At 68.7% G+C, this 16,062-nt stretch carries 14 protein-coding genes; 10 read left to right on the plus strand and 4 right to left on the minus strand.

Annotation, left to right across the window (positions count from 1 at the left end):
• Nucleotides 1-118: 118 nt before the first annotated feature.
• Both DL991_RS42240 and DL991_RS42245 read left to right on the plus strand, forming a co-directional pair.
• Complete coding sequence (locus tag DL991_RS42240) at nt 119-1,066, plus strand: helix-turn-helix transcriptional regulator (RefSeq protein ID WP_233599325.1); 948 nt, start codon at nt 119-121, stop codon at nt 1,064-1,066.
• Nucleotides 1,067-1,172: 106 nt separating this feature from the next.
• Complete coding sequence (locus tag DL991_RS42245; protein WP_125789965.1) at nt 1,173-2,024, plus strand: chitosanase; 852 nt, start codon at nt 1,173-1,175, stop codon at nt 2,022-2,024.
• Between the two features lie 274 nt (nt 2,025-2,298).
• Here DL991_RS42245 and DL991_RS42250 read toward each other — a convergent pair whose 3' ends face one another.
• The 3 genes from DL991_RS42250 to DL991_RS42260 are packed head-to-tail and all read right to left on the minus strand — an operon-like array spanning nt 2,299 to nt 4,472.
• On the minus strand, nt 2,299-3,291 hold the full coding sequence (locus DL991_RS42250) for a PHP domain-containing protein (protein ID WP_125789966.1): 993 nt from the start codon (nt 3,289-3,291) through the stop codon (nt 2,299-2,301).
• A gap of 18 nt (nt 3,292-3,309) precedes the next feature.
• Entirely contained in the window at nt 3,310-3,816 is a 507-nt protein-coding gene (locus tag DL991_RS42255) for a metallophosphoesterase (protein ID WP_125789967.1), read from the minus strand.
• A complete protein-coding gene (locus tag DL991_RS42260) occupies nt 3,813-4,472 on the minus strand; it encodes a GntR family transcriptional regulator (RefSeq protein ID WP_125789968.1) in 660 nt (219 codons plus the stop codon). Before DL991_RS42260 ends, DL991_RS42255 begins: the two co-directional genes overlap by 4 nt.
• Nucleotides 4,473-4,507: 35 nt before the next feature.
• On the opposite strand from DL991_RS42260, the gene araD reads away from it, so the two are divergent.
• The 4 genes from araD (at nt 4,508) to DL991_RS42280 (ending at nt 11,452) form a co-directional block, all read left to right on the plus strand.
• Complete coding sequence (gene araD / locus DL991_RS42265) at nt 4,508-6,226, plus strand: L-arabinonate dehydratase (RefSeq protein ID WP_125789969.1); 1,719 nt, start codon at nt 4,508-4,510, stop codon at nt 6,224-6,226.
• A gap of 101 nt (nt 6,227-6,327) precedes the next feature.
• Nucleotides 6,328-8,181 carry a VanW family protein gene (locus DL991_RS42270; RefSeq protein ID WP_125789970.1) on the plus strand — a complete coding sequence of 618 codons (1,854 nt, stop codon included), beginning with the start codon at nt 6,328-6,330 and terminating at the stop codon, nt 8,179-8,181.
• Nucleotides 8,182-8,885: 704 nt separating this feature from the next.
• Nucleotides 8,886-10,097: an MFS transporter gene (locus DL991_RS42275; RefSeq protein WP_125789971.1), complete on the plus strand. Its 1,212-nt coding sequence runs from the start codon at nt 8,886-8,888 to the stop codon at nt 10,095-10,097.
• A gap of 140 nt (nt 10,098-10,237) precedes the next feature.
• The gene (locus DL991_RS42280; protein WP_233599327.1) at nt 10,238-11,452 is read left to right on the plus strand and encodes a GGDEF domain-containing protein; all 1,215 of its coding nucleotides are present in this window, start codon (nt 10,238-10,240) and stop codon (nt 11,450-11,452) included.
• A gap of 91 nt (nt 11,453-11,543) precedes the next feature.
• Here DL991_RS42280 and DL991_RS42285 read toward each other — a convergent pair whose 3' ends face one another.
• On the minus strand, nt 11,544-12,896 hold the full coding sequence (locus tag DL991_RS42285; protein ID WP_125789972.1) for a TrpB-like pyridoxal phosphate-dependent enzyme: 1,353 nt from the start codon (nt 12,894-12,896) through the stop codon (nt 11,544-11,546).
• 76 nt (nt 12,897-12,972) lie between these two features.
• On the opposite strand from DL991_RS42285, the gene DL991_RS42290 reads away from it, so the two are divergent.
• From DL991_RS42290 to DL991_RS42305, 4 genes are all read left to right on the plus strand, one after another.
• A complete protein-coding gene (locus DL991_RS42290) occupies nt 12,973-13,857 on the plus strand; it encodes an arginase family protein (protein ID WP_125789973.1) in 885 nt (294 codons plus the stop codon).
• Entirely contained in the window at nt 13,854-14,543 is a 690-nt protein-coding gene (locus DL991_RS42295; protein ID WP_125789974.1) for a dienelactone hydrolase family protein, read from the plus strand. The genes DL991_RS42290 and DL991_RS42295 overlap by 4 nt, the downstream gene beginning before the upstream one ends.
• Before the next feature lie 94 nt (nt 14,544-14,637).
• Nucleotides 14,638-15,432, plus strand: a complete 795-nt coding sequence (locus tag DL991_RS42300) for a PIG-L family deacetylase (RefSeq protein ID WP_125789975.1) — start codon at nt 14,638-14,640, stop codon at nt 15,430-15,432.
• 3 nt (nt 15,433-15,435) lie between these two features.
• Entirely contained in the window at nt 15,436-15,900 is a 465-nt protein-coding gene (locus DL991_RS42305; protein WP_125789976.1) for a YfbM family protein, read from the plus strand.
• The last annotated feature ends 162 nt before the right edge of the window (nt 15,901-16,062 follow it).

Consider the following 16,062-nt stretch of genomic DNA (forward strand, 5'->3'; position numbering starts at 1 on the left):
CGTCTCAGGCGCCCCGAGTCGTCCGGCGCAGTTTTAGTTCTGGCTGAAACATCGCCAAGCCGCGCGTTTCGTGCGTTAATTCCTCCGGGGACCTGGGGAGGGGGAAGCTGTGCTGCGCGTGCATTTTTCCGGAGAGGATCTTGGTCGGGTCAGGGTCGCGACGAGGCCGGATCCGTTGTGGGAGACGACGCTGAGCCTGCACCGGCTGCAGCGTGGGGACGGCGGCCTGCCGGTACGGAAGTGGCGCGGCGCTGTCCGCAGCCGTCTCCCGAAGGCCGCCGGGCCGTTGCTGACGCTGGTCCCGCCCAGCGGGTACTTCCCCGATTTCCTCACGCCGTCCGGCGAAGATCTCGACGAGCAACTGGAACTGGTGAGCGGCACCAAGCGCTGCGCCCTGCGCCGGGATCTGGCGATCTTGGCCCGATCCCGCCGGCCGACGCCGTGGGCACGGGATCTGGGTGACGCGAACCCGGCGGCGCTCGGCGCGCTGACACGAGCGGTCCGGTCGTATCACCAGGCGGCGATCGAGCCGGTCTGGAACGACATCCTCGCGTGCTTCGACCGTCAGCGCGTGAGACAGGCGCGGGTCCTGCTCGCGGACGGCGTCGAAGGACTGTTGTGCGGCCTCTCCTCCGCGATGCGGTGGAAGGCACCGGTGCTCGAAGTCGACTACCCGGTGCACCACGACCTGCGTCTCGACGGGCGAGGGCTACTGCTCATCCTGTCGTTCTTCTGCTGGCGAACCGGGGTGCCCCTGGTCGAGAACGACCGCGTGCCGGTGCTCGTCTACCCCATCGAAGAGCATCTCCCCGACGTCGTGCCCCACGACCACGGCTCCGCCCTGTCCGCACTGCTGGGGCACACCCGTGCCGCCGTACTGGAGACGATCGAAGACGGCGGGCGGACCTGCGATGTCGCGCGGCGCGCCGGGATCTCCATGTCCTCGGCGAGCCAGCACGCCACAGTGCTGCGTGAAGCGGGTCTCGTGCTCAGCGTGCGTGAGGGCAACACCGTGCGCCATCACCTCACGCCGCTGGGGTCGGCCTTGCTGCGCAAAAATCTTTAACCGTCCTGCCCCCTTGCCGGAAACTGTCACCCGTGGTTATCGTGTTCGCACGCCGCAGTTACACCTGACAGAAGATGACAATTCTCTGTGGAAAGGGACACCTTTCATGAGTGACACCCTGCGGCCCGCGATGCGCCGTGCTCTCGGCGCGGTCTCCGTTCTCGCCCTCGCCGTTTCCGGTCCTCTCGCGCTCTCTTCACTGGCGTCCGCCGAGCCCGCCCCGGCGTCGGCGTCGATCTTCGCCTCCGGTGGCGACCTCGCCTCGCCGGAGAAGAAGGAGATCGCGATGCAGATCGTCTCCAGCGCGGAAAACTCTTCCCTGGACTGGAAAGCACAGTACTCGTACATCGAGGACATCGGCGACGGACGCGGGTACACCGCCGGCATCATCGGGTTCTGCTCGGGCACCGGGGACATGCTCGAACTCGTCGAACGCTATACGAACTCGGCCCCGGACAACCCGCTCGCGGAATACCTCCCGGCGCTGCGCAAGGTCGACGGAAGCGATTCCCACGAAGGCCTCGGCAGCGGTTTCGAAAACGCGTGGCGGGAGGCCGCCGGTCGCGAGGACTTCAAAGCGGCACAGAACAGCGAACGCGACCGCGTCTATTTCGACCCGGCGGTGAACCAGGCGAAATCGGACGGTCTGGGCGCACTGGGACAATTCATCTATTACGACGCCATCGTGATGCACGGCCCGGGCACCAGCCAGGCGAGCTTCGGCGGCATCCGCTCGGCCGCACTCCAGCAGGCGAAGCCGCCCGCACAGGACGGTGACGAGACGGCGTACCTCAAGGCGTTCCTCGACGCGCGGCGCATCGTCATGAAGCAGGAGGAGGCGCACGCGGACACGTCGCGGATCGACACGGCGCAGCTCGTGTGGCTCAACGACGGCAACCTCGACCTGCACACCCCGCTGAAGTGGGCGGTGTACGGGGACCCGTACGAGATCAACTAGCGCGTCGCTGCCCGGCCGGGGGTCGTGAGTGGCGATTCGGGTTAGAACCCGAATCGCCACTCACGACCCGTGGCCTGCGGCTTTGCTCGCGTGAAGTACATGAGGGCCCCATCCTTGCGCCAGGCGCAAGCAAGGGGGCCTTCATGTACTGGGGAAGGTGTGAAGGTCGAGTTTCTTCGGCTGAGCCGAGCAAGGAGTCCTTCACGGACCGGCCACTACCCGGCTCACCTCCAGTAGGTCCTGAAACGCCCTTGGCCAGAACCCGAATCGCCACTCACGACGCCAGCAGGTCCTCGGCGGTCCGCGTGTTGATCACCCGGTCCGGCTCGATCCCCAGTTCGTTGGCCCTCGCGCAGCCGTAGACGAGCCAGTCCAGCTGGCCCGGCGCGTGCGCGTCGCTGTCGATGGCGAAGTCGCAGCCCAGGTCCACGGCCAGGTTCAGCAATCGCGTCGGCGGGTCCCGGCGTTCGGGACGCGAGTTGATCTCGACGGCGACCCCGTTGTCCCGGCAAGCGGTGAACACCGCCTCCGCGTCGAACTCCGATTCGGGCCGCTTCCCGCGGCCGCCCATCACCAGCCGCCCGGTGCAGTGCCCCAGCACCCGGACCCGCGGATGCTGGACGGCGGCGATCATCCGCGGCGTCATCTCCCGCGCGGGCATCCGCAGTTTCGAATGCACGCTCGCGACGACGAAGTCCAGCTGCTCCAGCAGGTCTTCCTCCTGGTCGAGCGTGCCGTCGAGGTGGATGTCGACCTCGATGCCGTGCAGGATCCGGAACGGCGCCATCGTCTCGTTCAGTTCCGCGACGACGTCCATCTGCCGCCGCAGCCGCTCGGGCGAGAGGCCGTTGGCGACGGTGAGACGCGGTGAGTGGTCGGTCAGCACCATCCATTCGTGGCCGAGCGCGCGGGCGGCCTCGGCCATCTCCTCGATCGGGCTCCCGCCGTCGGACCAATCCGAATGGGTGTGGCAGTCGCCGCGCAACGCCGCCCGCATCGGACCGCCGTCGGGCAGCTTCGGCTCACCGATCTTCTCGAAGTACGCGGGCCGGCGTCCGGCGAGGACGTCTTCGACGACGGCCGCAGTCGCCTTGCCGATGTTCGGCAACGCGGTCAGCGTGCCTGCCTCGGCACGTTTGCGCAGGTCATCCGGCTTGACCTTGGCGATCACCGAGGCCGCCTGCCGGAAGGCACGCACCCGGTAGGTCGGCTCGCCCGCGCGCTCCAGCCGGAACGCGATCTCCCTCAACGCCTGCGCCGGTTCCATGGCTACCTGTCTACCCCGTCAGCGGCGAAGAGGCAGCTCATGCAGAACGACGTCGCGCAACTCGCCGTCGCGGATCTCGGCGGTCTGATACGTGCAGAACGGCTGCCGCCGCCGGTCGGTCGGCGAACCGGGGTTCAGCAGCCGCAGCCCGTTCGGCGTGACCGTGTCCCAGGGGATGTGGCTGTGCCCGAACACGAGGACGTCGGTGCCGGGGAACTGTTCGTCGCAGCGACGCTCGCGCCCCTGTTTGCCGCCGGTTTCGTGGATGACCGCGAGACGGACGCCGCCGAGGTCCGCCCGCGCGATCTCAGGAAGCCGCGCCCGCAGATCCGCGCCGTCGTTGTTGCCGTAGACCCCGATGAGCCGCTTGCTCCGGGCCTCGAGTTCGTCCAGCAGGGCGACCTCGACCCAGTCTCCGGCGTGGACGACGACGTCCGCCGCTTCGGCCTCGCGCCAGACCTGATCCGGCAGCGCCTTCGCACGCAATGGCAGATGTGTGTCGGCGATGAGCAGCAGGCGCGTCATTCTTCTCCGATCGCCCCGAGTATCCGGTCCAGGAAGTCTCCGATGTGCGCGCGCAGCAGCCCCGCCGCGCCCTCGGCATCACCCTTCTTCGCCGCCGCCAGTACCGCTTTGTGCTCGTTCCATTCCTTGCGCCAGCTGGGATTCGTCTCCCAGCCGACCACGGAGATCAGCGCGGCGCGATCCCTGAGGTCGTCCAGCATCGAGACCATCAGCGGATTGCCGCAGCCACTGTAGAGCGCGCGGTGGAACCGGCGGTTGAGCAGGCTGAGCGCGGCCTGATCCTTGTCCGAGATCGCCGCCGACGCCTCCTTCAAAGCTTCCGCCGCGTCTTCGAGCAAGTCCGGCGAGCGGCGTTCCACCGACCGCCGCACGGCTTCGGGCTCCAGCACCATGCGGACGTCGTAAACGGACTTCGCCAGCTCCGCGTCCACCACGCACACCGAAGCACCCTTGTACGGGCTGAACATCACGAGTCCCGTGTTCGACAGCACCTTGAGCGCCTCGCGGACCGGCGTCTTCGACACGCCGAGCCGGGCCGCGAGTTCGGCTTCGACCAACGGCTGGCCGGGCTTCAACTCCCGGGTGAGGATGCCGCGGCGGATCTCCTCGAGCACCACTTCGGTGCGGGAGGCGGGCAGGCTGAAGGTCGATGGCATGAGCAGATCATATATGAGATGTCATACTCGGTGTCATGAGGAACCCCGAGGAACTCCGCAGCCACCGCTGGTTCGGCGGCGACGAACTACGCGGCTTCAGCCACCGGGCCCGGAGCAGGCAACTGGGCTACAACCCGGAGGAGCACCTCGGGAAACCCGTCATCGCGATCCTCAACACCTGGAGCGACATCAATCCCTGCCACCTGCATCTGCGCGAACGCGCGGAACAGGTCAAACGCGGGGTGTGGCAGGCGGGCGGTTTCCCACTGGAGTTCCCGGTCGCGACCCTGTCGGAGACCTTCCAGAAGCCGACACCGATGCTCTACCGCAACCTGCTTTCGCTGGAGACCGAGGAAATCCTGCGGTCCTACCCCATCGACGGCGCGGTCCTCATGGGCGGCTGCGACAAGACGACACCGGCGTTGCTGATGGGTGCGGCGAGCGCGGGCCTGCCTGCCATCTTCGTCCCCGCGGGGCCGATGTTGCGCGGGCACTGGCGGAACGAGGTACTCGGCAGCGGCACCGACATGTGGAAGTACTGGGACGACAAGCGGGCCGGGCTGATCGGCGACGAGGAACTGTCCGAATTGGAGCGTGGGCTCGCGCGTTCCCCCGGAACCTGTATGACGATGGGGACCGCGTCCACGATGATGTCGGTCGCCGAAGTGCTCGGGCTGACCTTGCCCGGCGCGGCGTCGATCCCCGCCGTCGACTCGGCGCACCACCGGATGGCCGCGGCGAGCGGCGCGCGCGTGGTGGACATGGTGTGGGAGGACCTCACCATCACGAAGATCCTCGACGAACGCGCGTACGCCGACGCGATCACCACCGTGCTGGCGCTGGGCGGCTCCACCAACGCCGTCATCCACCTGATCGCGATGGCCGGTCGCGGGCGGATCCCGTTGTCCGTCGACGATTTCGACGCGATCGCGCGCCGGGTCCCCGTGCTGGCGAACATCCGCCCTGGCGGCGACTGGCTGATGGAGGACTTCTACTACGCGGGCGGGCTTCCCGGCCTGCTCTCGCGGCTGACCGATCTGCTGCACACCGATCGCGTCACCGTCACCGGCCGGACCCTCGGCGAGAACCTGGAAACGGCGCAGGTGCACGACGACGACGTCATCCGCACCCGCGAAAACCCGGTCGCCACCGAAGGCGGAGTCGCGGTGCTGCGCGGCAATCTCGCGCCGTCGGGCGCGGTGATCAAGCACCTCGCCGCCGATCCCCGGCTGCTCGTCCACACTGGACCCGCGGTGGTCTTCGACGACTACCGGGACTTGAAGAACCGCATCAACGATCCCGCTCTCGGCATCACCGAGGAGTCGGTTCTGGTGCTGCGCGGATCCGGTCCGCTCGGCGGGCCCGGCATGCCCGAGTACGGGATGCTGCCGCTGCCCGATCACCTGCTGGCCAAGGGGGTCCGGGACATGGTCCGCGTATCCGACGCCCGGATGAGCGGCACCAGTTACGGCGCGTGCGTGCTGCACGTCGCGCCGGAGTCCCATGTGGGCGGACCGCTCGCGCTGGTCCGCGACGGGGATCCGATCACCTTGGACGTCCCGTCGCGACGACTGAGCATCGACGTCGATGATGCGGAATTGCAACACCGCCGGGAACGGTGGTCCCCGCCGCCCCCACGCTTCGAACGGGGTTACGGCGCGTTGTACTCCGAACACATCACGCAAGCCGACGAGGGCTGTGACTTCGACTTTCTCGCCAGAGTGGGCGAAAATCCGGAACCTGACGCCCAGTGACCACCCGACGGAGTGACCCGCTCACCCAACCGGGCGAGTTGCACGACCACAAAACGTGCCCCGTATCTTGAACCTACGTCCGGAACGTAGGGAAAGCCCGGATGTTCGATCACGACGCCCGGCCTCGCCGGACCGTGGAGGGTGGAGAGTTGCCGCAGGAACCGCGCTGGCCCGAGTCCCATGCCGAGCAGACGGACATTCTCCCGGTCGTCGCGCCCGGGTTCGCGGAGTCTGCCACGCCGGAGGAGCCCGCGCCACCGAAACGCCGTCGGAGCTACCGCAAGGCCGCCTTCATCGGCGGCGGTGTGTTCGGCCTGCTGGTCGTCGCGTACGCCCTCGACGTACTGGTCTCCCAGGGCAGCGTCCCCCGCGGCGTCACCGTCGCCGGGGTCGACGTCGGCGGGATGGACCGCGCGGCGGCCGAGAAGGAGCTCCGGGGTGGCATCGAGCCCCGGCTGACCCGGCCGGTGAAGATCGTCGCGGGCGACGCCGAGGAGTCGCTGGCGCCGAACAACGCGGGCCTGCGCCTCGACTGGCCCGCCACCCTGGACCAGGCGGGCGATCAGTCGCTGAACCCGTTCACGCGGATCGCGTCGTTCTTCTCGACCACCGAGGTCGGCGTCGTCACGCAGACCGACGACGCCAAGCTCACCGCCGCGCTGGAGAACCTGCGCGGCAACGTCGACCGTGACCCCATCGAGGGCACCGTCCGCTTCGAGGACGCCAAGCCGGTCGCCGTCGAGCCCAAGACCGGGCAGAAACTCGACGTCGAGGCCGCCAAGCGGACGATCCTCGACCGCTGGGCAGGCGGTGAGCCGCTGACGCTCGCGGTCACCCAGACCCCGGTCAAGGTGTCGCCGGAAGCCGTCCACGCCGCCCTCGAACAGATCGCCAAGCCCGCCGTGGCGTCGCCGATGGTCATCAAGGGCGAGGGCAAGGACGCGGTCGTCAAACCCGCGGACATCGCGGGCGCGCTGACCTTCGAACCCGCCGACGGCGGCGTGCTGAACCCGAAGGTAGACAACAACAAGATCATCGAGGCCGCGGGGCCGCAGCTGAAGTCCACCGAGAAGGAGGGCAAGGACGCGCAGATCGTCTTCGAAGGCGGCAAGCCGACCGTCCAGCCCTCCGAGGACGCCAACGTCGTCGACTGGGAGCCCAGCCTCAAGCCGGTACTCGACGTGCTCAAGCGTGCGGCGCCCCGTGAGCTACCGGTGACCTACAAGAAGACCCCGGCCAAGGTGACCACCGAGCAGGCGAACCAGCTCGGCATCACGGAGGTCGTCAGCGAGTTCAAGACCGGCGGGTTCGCGCCGGACTCGGGGACGAACATCCGGGTCGTGGCGCAGAAGGTCAACGGCGCCATCGTGAAGCCGGGCGAGACGTTCAGCCTCAACGGGTTCACCGGGCCGCGCGGCGCGGCGCAGGGTTACGTCGAGGCCGGCGTCATCAAGGACGGCGCGCCCGGCCGCGAGGTCGGCGGCGGGATCTCGCAGTTCGCGACCACGCTGTACAACGCCTCGTACTTCGCCGGCATGAAGGACACCGAACACAAGGAACACAGCTACTACATCAGCCGTTACCCCGCCGCGCGTGAGGCGACCGTGTTCCAGAACCACAACGGCGGCAGCGTGATCGACCTCAAGTTCACCAACGACGGTGACACCGGCGTCGCGATCCAGACCATCTGGTCGCCGTCGGACATCACGATCCGGCTGTGGGGCACCAAGAAGTACACCGTCGAGTCGATCCCCGGCGGCCGCACCAACCCGTCCGAGCCGCCGACGAAGCCCGGCCCCGCCGAGAACTGCAAGCCCAGCAACGGCGCGCCCGGCTTCACCACGTCGGACACCCGGGTCATCAAGGACGCCGCGAGCGGCCGCGAGGTGCGGCGCCACACCCGGAACGTGCACTACAACCCGCAGCCGAAGATCACCTGCGGCACGGAGCAGTAGTCCCTAGCGCGTGAAGGTCCCTGCATCGCGTCTTAGCGCAGGGACCCGGCAAAGTCGCATAACCGCTGGTCAAGTGGGCGGCGGGGGTGGAGGCGGCTCGTCACAGTGGCCGGCCACCTTCTCGACTGTCCACAGGGGACGGCTTCGGGGCGGCAGTGTCCGGTTCGGGCGTTTCGCGGAGGGGTCGTGAGTGTTTCGGAGGGTTGGAGCGAACCGTCTCTTAGGTACCTGCGCGTGGCTTGCGGCTTTGCTCGCGTGAGGTACATGAAGGCCCCCATCCTTGCGCCTGGCGCAAGGATGGGGGCCTTCATGTACTGGGGAAGGTGTGAAGGTCGGGTTACCTCGGCTGAGCCGAGGTAAGGGGTCCTTCGCGCCGCCGTTTGTGGCTGGCGATGCCGCTGAGGCCCGTGATGGCCTTCCGGGGTCCGTGAAGGACTCCTTGAGGGACCCTGGGTCCCTCAAGGAGTCCTTCACGGACTGGCCGCTACCCGGCCCACCCCCAGCAGGTACCTGGCCAGAACCCTTCTAACCACTCACGCCCCCTGCGGACAGTCGACGATGGCCCGGTTCACATCACGCATGAGCGCCGCCGACCTGCGGTTATGCGACTTTGAAGACCCCCTTCATGTACTGCGATGCTTCACCACGTGCGTCCAGGGCGGTACGCTGAGTGACTCACCCGACCGAGTGGGGGTGGTCACCTCGTGAGTTCCCAGGCGACCTTCCGGCAGATCCTCGCGGTCGGTGAATTGCGGGCGATCTGGTTCGCGGAACTCCAGTCGATCCTCGGGGACCAGGTGGCCAGGGTCGCCCTGTCGGTGCTGGTGTTCGAGCGGACCGGTTCGGCGACGTGGCCCGCGCTGACCTACGCACTCACGTACCTGCCCGACCTGGCCGGCGGGCCATTGCTCGGCGGACTGGCCGACCGGTTCCCGCGCCGCGCGGTGATGGTCTGTTCCGACGTCGTCCGGGCCCTCCTGGTCGCGGTGCTCGCGATCCCCGGGATCCCGTTGCCCGTGCTCGCCGTCGTGCTGGTGGTGGTGCAACTGGCCAACGCGCCGTTCACCGCCGCACAGGCCGCGGTGCTGCCGTCGGTGCTCAGCGGGGATCAGTACGTCCTCGGCCAGTCGCTGCTGAAGATCACCAACCAGATCGGCCAGCTCGCCGGGTTCGCCCTCGGCGGCGCGGTGATCGCCACGGTCGGGACCGGAAAGGGCCTCGCCCTCGACGCGGTCACGTTCGGGGTTTCGGCGATCGTCCTGCGCCTCGGTGTCCGCACCCGCCCCGCGACGGGTGCGCGCGGCCCCGCGACGTCGACCCTGCGGCGGCTTCGTGCGGGCGCCCGCACGATCTGGCACGACCGCCGGTTGCGCGCGCTGGTCGGTCTCGCGTGGCTGGCCGGATTCGTGATCGTGCCGGAAGGGCTGGCCGTGCCGTACGCCGCGGAGATCGGCGGCGGGGCGGTGACGGCGGGACTGCTGCTCGCGGCGCATCCCGCGGGGATCGTGCTCGGGGTGTTCGTACTGGGCCGCCTGGTGCGGCCCGAAGTCCGCTTGCGCATGGTCGGACGGCTGGCGCTCGGCGCGATCGTGCCGCTCGCGGCGTTCTGGTTCCGGCCCTCGCTCCCCTACGCCGCCGGACTGCTCGTGCTGTCCGGGATGTGCGCGGCCTACCAGGTCACCGCGAGCACCACGTTCATGCGGTTGGTGCCCGACACCGAACGAGGCCAGGCTTTCGGCCTCGCCGGGTCGGGACTCATCGCCGTGCAGGGAATCGGGCTGATCGCCGGCGGCCTGCTCGTCGGCGTACTCGGTTCACCCGCGACGACGGTCTCGGTCATCGCACTCGCCGGTGTCGTAGTGGCTGTTCCGGCCACCCGGGCTTGGCGCCACGTGGCCCCGCTTCACCCCCTTTGACCGGAACCGGGTGTTCACCAGTTCTGCCCGCGCATGGAGCTCACCCCCTCCACTTCCCCGATGCCGGTCACGCGTGGTGCACCCACGCCTACCCATACAGCGTAGTGACACCTAGTATCCAACCGATTACGTTCGACTCCGTGGCGCTAACGAATTGGGCGCTGTGGCGGCTACCCCACCGCGGTTTGATCGGCTTCGTCCTCCTGGTGGACGTCGCGGCGATCGCCGGATCCGCCTGGTCTCTTGTCCGCGTCCCGTTCACCCATGGCGACGCGATCCCCTTCGCGATCCTGATCACCAGCGCCGTGTTGTACACGGAGTTGTCACGTCCGGTGGAGCGGGTGCGGGAACGGTTCGCGGGCACGCCGCACATCTCGCTCGACAGCGTCTGGACCTTCGCCGCCGTACTGCTGGTGCACCCGGCACTCGCCGCGCTGGTCATCGCCGTGTCGTTCTTCTACCGCTGGTTCCGCGGGCAGCCGAACCCGTTGTTCCGGCGCACGTTCTCCGCCTCGGCGACCGTGCTCGCGGGCTTCGCGGCCGCCGCGTTCCTCTCCCGGTACGCGGCCCCGTTCGACGTCCTCCCCCGCGACGAGTCCTCCTTCGGGTCGGTGGTCGCGGCGGGCGGGGTGTTCCTGCTGGTCAACACCGCGTTGATGACGGTCGCGGTGCACTACGGCACCCCGCACGAGCGGCTGCGCGACGCGCTGGCGCAGCCGTTCGAGTACGCGCTCGAAGCGGCGACGATCGCACTCGGGATCATCGTGGCGTGGGCGCTGCGGGACTGGCCGGTGGTGCTGCTGCTCGTCGTCGGGATCACCCTGGTGCTGCACCGCGGCGTGCTGCTGCGGCAGCTGAAACGGCAGGCACGCAGTGACGCCAAGACCGGGCTGCTCAACGCCAAGGCGTGGCGCGAGGCCGCGGCCGACGAACTCGACCGCGCGCGGCGCGCGGGGCGGCACACCAGCCTGCTGATGGTCGACGTCGACCGGTTCAAACTGATCAACGACCGCCACGGGCACCTGGTCGGCGACCAGTACCTGGCGGCGATCGCGGAAACCCTGCGCACCGAGGTGCGCGGCACGGATCTGGTCGGGCGGTTCGGCGGGGAGGAGTTCGTCGTCCTGCTGCCCGGTACGTCCGCCGTGTACGCCCACGCGATCGCGGAACGGATCCGGTCGAGCGTGGCCTCCCGCGCCGGTGACCTGCCCGAGCACGTCACCGTGTCGATCGGGCTCGCCGACCGGCCGGGCGTCGCCGACCTGGACGCCGTGCTCGCCGCCGCGGACCGGGCGCTGTACGAGGCCAAGAACACCGGGCGGAACCGGACTTCGGGCTACCAGGTGACCGGCTGACCCCCGCAATTCGTCACCTACTTGCGGTCAGTGACCCCCGCAATTCGTCACCTACTTGCGGTAGTGACCGCAAGTAGGTGACGAAATGCGATCAGGGAAGGCCGGCGAGGGACTTCGCGAGGACCTCGTCGGACAGCGCGTGGTCGGAGATGTCGCCCGCCAGGTACGCGCCGTACGCGGGAAGGTCGAGGTGCGCGTGCCCGCACAGCGCGGTCAGTATCACCTTCTCCTCCCCGGTTTCCTTGCACCGCAACGCTTCCTCGATGCACGCGGCGAGCGCGTGGGTCGGCTCGGGTGCCGGGATGATGCCCTCCGTTCGGGCGAATCGCACGCCCGCGGCGAAGCAGTCCTCCTGCCCGACGGCGATCGCGTCGATCAGCCCGAGTTCGTAGATATGCGAGATCAGCGGCGACATCCCGTGGTAGCGCAGGCCGCCGGCGTGGATCGGGTCGGGGATGAAGTCGTGACCGAGCGTGTGCATCTTCAGCAACGGCGTCAACCCGGCGGTGTCCCCGAAGTCGTACGCGTACTTCCCGCGGGTGAGGGTCGGGCAGGCGGCCGGTTCGACCGCGCGGATCACCGGGTCCATCCGCCCGGCGAGTTTCTCGCGCAGGAACGGGAAGGCGAGCCCGCCGAAGTTGGAGCCGCCGCCGGTGCAGCCGACGAGCACGTCCGGGGTGTCCCCGGCCAGTTCGAACTGCTTGAGCGCCTCTTCACCGATGATCGTCTGGTGCAGCAGCACATGGTTGAGCACGCTGCCGAGCGCGTAACGGGTGTTCTCCGCCTGCGCCGCCTGCTCGACCGCCTCGCTGATCGCGATGCCGAGGCTCCCGGTCGAGTTCGGGTCGGCGGCCAGGATCGCGCGGCCGGATTCGGTCAGCTCGGACGGGCTCGGGTGCACCGTGGCGCCGAAGGTCTCCATCATCAGCTTGCGATACGGCTTCTGGTCGTAGGAGGCGCGGACCTGCCACACCTCGCATTCGAGCCCGAAGGTGGCGCAGGCGAACGCGAGCGCGCTTCCCCACTGTCCGGCGCCGGTTTCCGTGGTCAGCCTGCTGACACCCTCCGCGGCGTTGTAGAAAGCCTGCGGCACGGCGGTGTTGGGCTTGTGCGAGCCGACCGGGCTGACGCCCTCGTACTTGTAGTAGATGCGGGCGGGAGTGCCGAGCGCCTTCTCCAGCCGCCTCGCGCGGAACAGCGGCGACGGCCGCCAGAGCCGGTAGACGTCCAGGACCTCTTCCGGGATGTCGACGTACCGTTCCGTGGTGACCTCTTGGGCGATGAGCGCCTGCGGGAACAGCGGCGCGAGGTCGTCGGGGCCGATCGGCTCGCGGGTGCCAGGATGCAGTGGCGGAGGTGGCGGCTCCGGCAGATCCGGGATGACGTTGTACCACCTCGTCGGCATGTCCTGTTCGTCGAGGATGTATTTCGTCCGCTCCGCCATTGAGCCTCCTCTGTCCGTCCCTTCAACCTAAAGGGACGGACGGCGTGACACCAGGCGTCACTACTACGGTGTGGGCATGGGGAATTTCGTACTACTCGACGCGCCGTCCAATCTCGGGCTGCGCCCGCCCGCCGAAGGTGTGGTCCCGGGTTGCTACAAGGCACCGGGCGCGCTGCGTGACCACGGCCTGCTCACCCGTCTGGATGCCAGGGACGGCGGTGTCGTCACCCCGCCGCGGTATCTGCCCGCCCGGTCGCCCGATGGCGGCGTGCGCAACGCGGCCGGGATCGCGGCTTACACGGAGACACTCGCCGGACGGCTCGCGAAGATCCGCGCCGACGGCGGCTTTCCGGTCGTGCTCGGCGGCGACTGCTCGATCGCGCTCGCCGCGATGCTGACCCTGCGTCGCGAAGGACGCTTCGGCATCGTCTACTTCGACGGACATGACGACTTCCGGCACCTGGGCAACTCCGATCACGTCGCCAACGTCGGCGGCGAAACGCTCGCCGTCGTGACCGGTCGCGGTCAGCCGGAACTGGCCGATGTGGACGGTCTGCGCCCATACGTCCGCGACGAAGACGTCCTCGTGCTCGGTGTTCGCGCGGAGGCGTCCGCCGAGGCGCGGGAGGCCGGGCTTCGCGTCGTGACCAGCCAGGAGATCATGGCGTCCGGCACCGACGGCGCGCTCGCCGCCGCCCGCGAGATCTTCGCGCCGCTGGACGGTTTCTGGATCCACATCGACATCGACACCCTCGACCCGGAATTCGTGTCCGCTGTGGACAGTCCCGATCCCGGCGGGCTCAACCCGGACAAGCTCGTCGAGCTGCTGCGGGGGCTGCTCGCGATCCCCGGCGCCGCCGGACTGGAGCTGACCATCTTCGATCCCGACCTCGACCCCGACGGCACGCAGGCCGCCCTCGTGGCGGACTGTCTCGTGCGCGCGCTGGAAGGAACCCGATGACCGAGGTGACCGTCGCCGACGGCTCGTTCGACGCCCCGCTCTGGCTGCCCGAATCCGGCTCCGGCCCGGGCTTGGTGCTGATCCAGGAGATCTTCGGCCTCGACGACTACCTCAAATCGGTCGCCGCCGACCTGGCCACCCTCGGCTACGTCGTCGCCGTGCCCGAACTGTTCTGGCGGATCGCCCCCGGCTGGTCGGCCACGCACGACGAAGCCGGGGTCTCGGCGTCGATGGAGGTCTCCGGCAAACTCGACCCGGCACGCGCCGTCACCGACGTCCTCGCGACCCTGGCGACCCTGCGCGCGCTGCCCGAAACCGACGGCCGCGCCGGCGTCTTCGGCTTCTGCCTCGGCGGCTCGATGGCCTACGCGGCCGCCGCCGAAGGCGACCCGGACGTCGCGGTCTCGTACTACGGCTCCCGGGTGCCCGAGCAGCTTCCGTTGCTGGACAAGATCACCTGCCCGATCCAGTTCCAGTTCGGCGGCGCGGATCCGTACATCCCCATCGAAGGCGTGGGGAAGCTCGCCGACGCGGTGGCTTCCCATGACGGCGCGGAGATCCACATCCACGAAGGCGCGGGACACGCGTTCCACAACCATGTGGCGCCGATGTTCCACCAGCCGGAGCCCGCCGCGGCGGCTTGGGCGCTGACGCTGGAGTTCCTCGGGCGGGTCTTTCCGGCGTGAGTGAGCGGTGGGGGTCGTGAGTGGCGATTCGGGTTAGAACCCGAATCGCCACTCACGACGGAATATGTCGGTGCCTCCCGGTAGTTTCCCCACCATGGCCACATTGGTGAGTTTTCACGCCCACCCCGACGACGAGTGCATCGTCGCGGGGGGCGTCATGCGCAAGGCCTTCGAGGAAGGTCACCGTGTCGTGCTCGTCGTCGCGACCAGGGGGGAGGTCGGCGAGGTGCCGGACGGGTTCCTCGACGACGGAGAGGAGTTGTGGCAGCGCCGCGTGCAGGAGACGCACGCTTCCGCCGAGGTCCTGGGGGCCAAGCGGGTGGAGTTCCTGGGGTACACCGATTCCGGCATGATGGGCGAGCCGCGCAACGACGTGCCCGGCACGTTCTGGCAGGCCGACGTCGAGGAGGCCGCGCAGCGGCTGGCCGAGATCCTGCGCGAAGAGCAGGCCGACGTCCTGACCATCTATGACGACAACGGCGGCTACGGGCATCCGGACCACATCCAGGTGCATCGCGTCGGCATGCGCGCGGCCGAGCTGGCGGGCACGCCGCGGGTCTACGAGGCGACGAGCAACAGTGACGAGATGCGCCGCGGCATGGAGGAGGCGGTGCGGACAGGGCAGCTGAAGGCCGAGGACCTGCCCGATTTCGAAGACGGTTCCGAGTTCGGCAAGCCGGAAGCGATCCTGACCGCGAGGGTCGACGTCACCGCGTACCTGCCCTACAAGCGGGCGGCGATGCGCGCGCACGCCAGTCAGATCAGTGAGGACTCCTTCTTCCTCGCGATGCCGGACGAGGCTTTCGCGGGGGCGTTCGGCGTCGAGTGGTTCATCCGCGCCGGGCAGGGTCCTGGCATCACGGAGACCGACCTCATGGCCGGTCTCTGACCGATGGGCATGTGCGGCGCGTATCTGCGGGTCACGCCCGGGGAATTGCGTGAACTGAGCGAGAAACCCGAGCGGTACTGGGAGTACGCCGAGAAGGCCGTCGGCACCGAACGGGCGGTGGACATCGACAAAGCGTGGCACGCGCTGTGGTTCCTGGTGGGGCGTGCCGGGTTCGAGGTCGACTTCGTGCTGGGCGGGACACTGCTGGGGGAAGCCGACAGTGACGGGCCGCCGCGGCGGTTCACCACGGACGAGGTGCGGACGATCTCGGCGGAGATGGCGCGGACCGGGTTCGATCAGCTCTCGCAGGGCGTCGAGCTCTCGGACCTCGAGGCCGAGGGGATCTACCCGTCGATCTGGGACGAGCCCGACGCGCTGGACTACGTGCGCGGCTACTACGACGAGCTGGTGACCTTCTTCGCGGCGGCCGCGAAAGCCGAGGAGCCGGTCGTCACGATCATCACCTGACGTGGGGGCGCGCGCCCGGAAGTCCCTCAAGGAGGCTCGGGGTCATGGGGTTGTTGCAACACCGTGTGATGGAGGGCGGGGTTGTGGTGGTGCGGGTTCATCGGTGGTTGCCGCGGTCGGTGCGGGTGAGATTTTGGGATCAGGTCCGGGCCGGGGTGGCGG

Origin of the sequence: Amycolatopsis sp. WAC 01375 (assembly GCF_003947325.1) — a bacterium.
Lineage (GTDB): Bacteria > Actinomycetota > Actinomycetes > Mycobacteriales > Pseudonocardiaceae > Amycolatopsis.

What these genes read in the sequence shown, in the direction of transcription:
- DL991_RS42245 (WP_125789965.1), top strand. Translation starts at nt 1,173, where the DNA reads ATGAGTGACACCCTGCGGCCCGCGATGCGCCGTGCTCTCGGCGCGGTC.
- DL991_RS42250 (WP_125789966.1), bottom strand. Translation starts at nt 3,291, where the DNA reads ATGGAACCGGCGCAGGCGTTGAGGGAGATCGCGTTCCGGCTGGAGCGC.
- DL991_RS42255 (WP_125789967.1), bottom strand. Translation starts at nt 3,816, where the DNA reads ATGACGCGCCTGCTGCTCATCGCCGACACACATCTGCCATTGCGTGCG.
- DL991_RS42260 (WP_125789968.1), bottom strand. Translation starts at nt 4,472, where the DNA reads ATGCCATCGACCTTCAGCCTGCCCGCCTCCCGCACCGAAGTGGTGCTC.
- araD (WP_125789969.1), top strand. Translation starts at nt 4,508, where the DNA reads ATGAGGAACCCCGAGGAACTCCGCAGCCACCGCTGGTTCGGCGGCGAC.
- DL991_RS42270 (WP_125789970.1), top strand. Translation starts at nt 6,328, where the DNA reads ATGTTCGATCACGACGCCCGGCCTCGCCGGACCGTGGAGGGTGGAGAG.
- DL991_RS42285 (WP_125789972.1), bottom strand. Translation starts at nt 12,896, where the DNA reads ATGGCGGAGCGGACGAAATACATCCTCGACGAACAGGACATGCCGACG.
- DL991_RS42290 (WP_125789973.1), top strand. Translation starts at nt 12,973, where the DNA reads ATGGGGAATTTCGTACTACTCGACGCGCCGTCCAATCTCGGGCTGCGC.
- DL991_RS42295 (WP_125789974.1), top strand. Translation starts at nt 13,854, where the DNA reads ATGACCGAGGTGACCGTCGCCGACGGCTCGTTCGACGCCCCGCTCTGG.
- DL991_RS42300 (WP_125789975.1), top strand. Translation starts at nt 14,638, where the DNA reads ATGGCCACATTGGTGAGTTTTCACGCCCACCCCGACGACGAGTGCATC.
- DL991_RS42305 (WP_125789976.1), top strand. Translation starts at nt 15,436, where the DNA reads ATGGGCATGTGCGGCGCGTATCTGCGGGTCACGCCCGGGGAATTGCGT.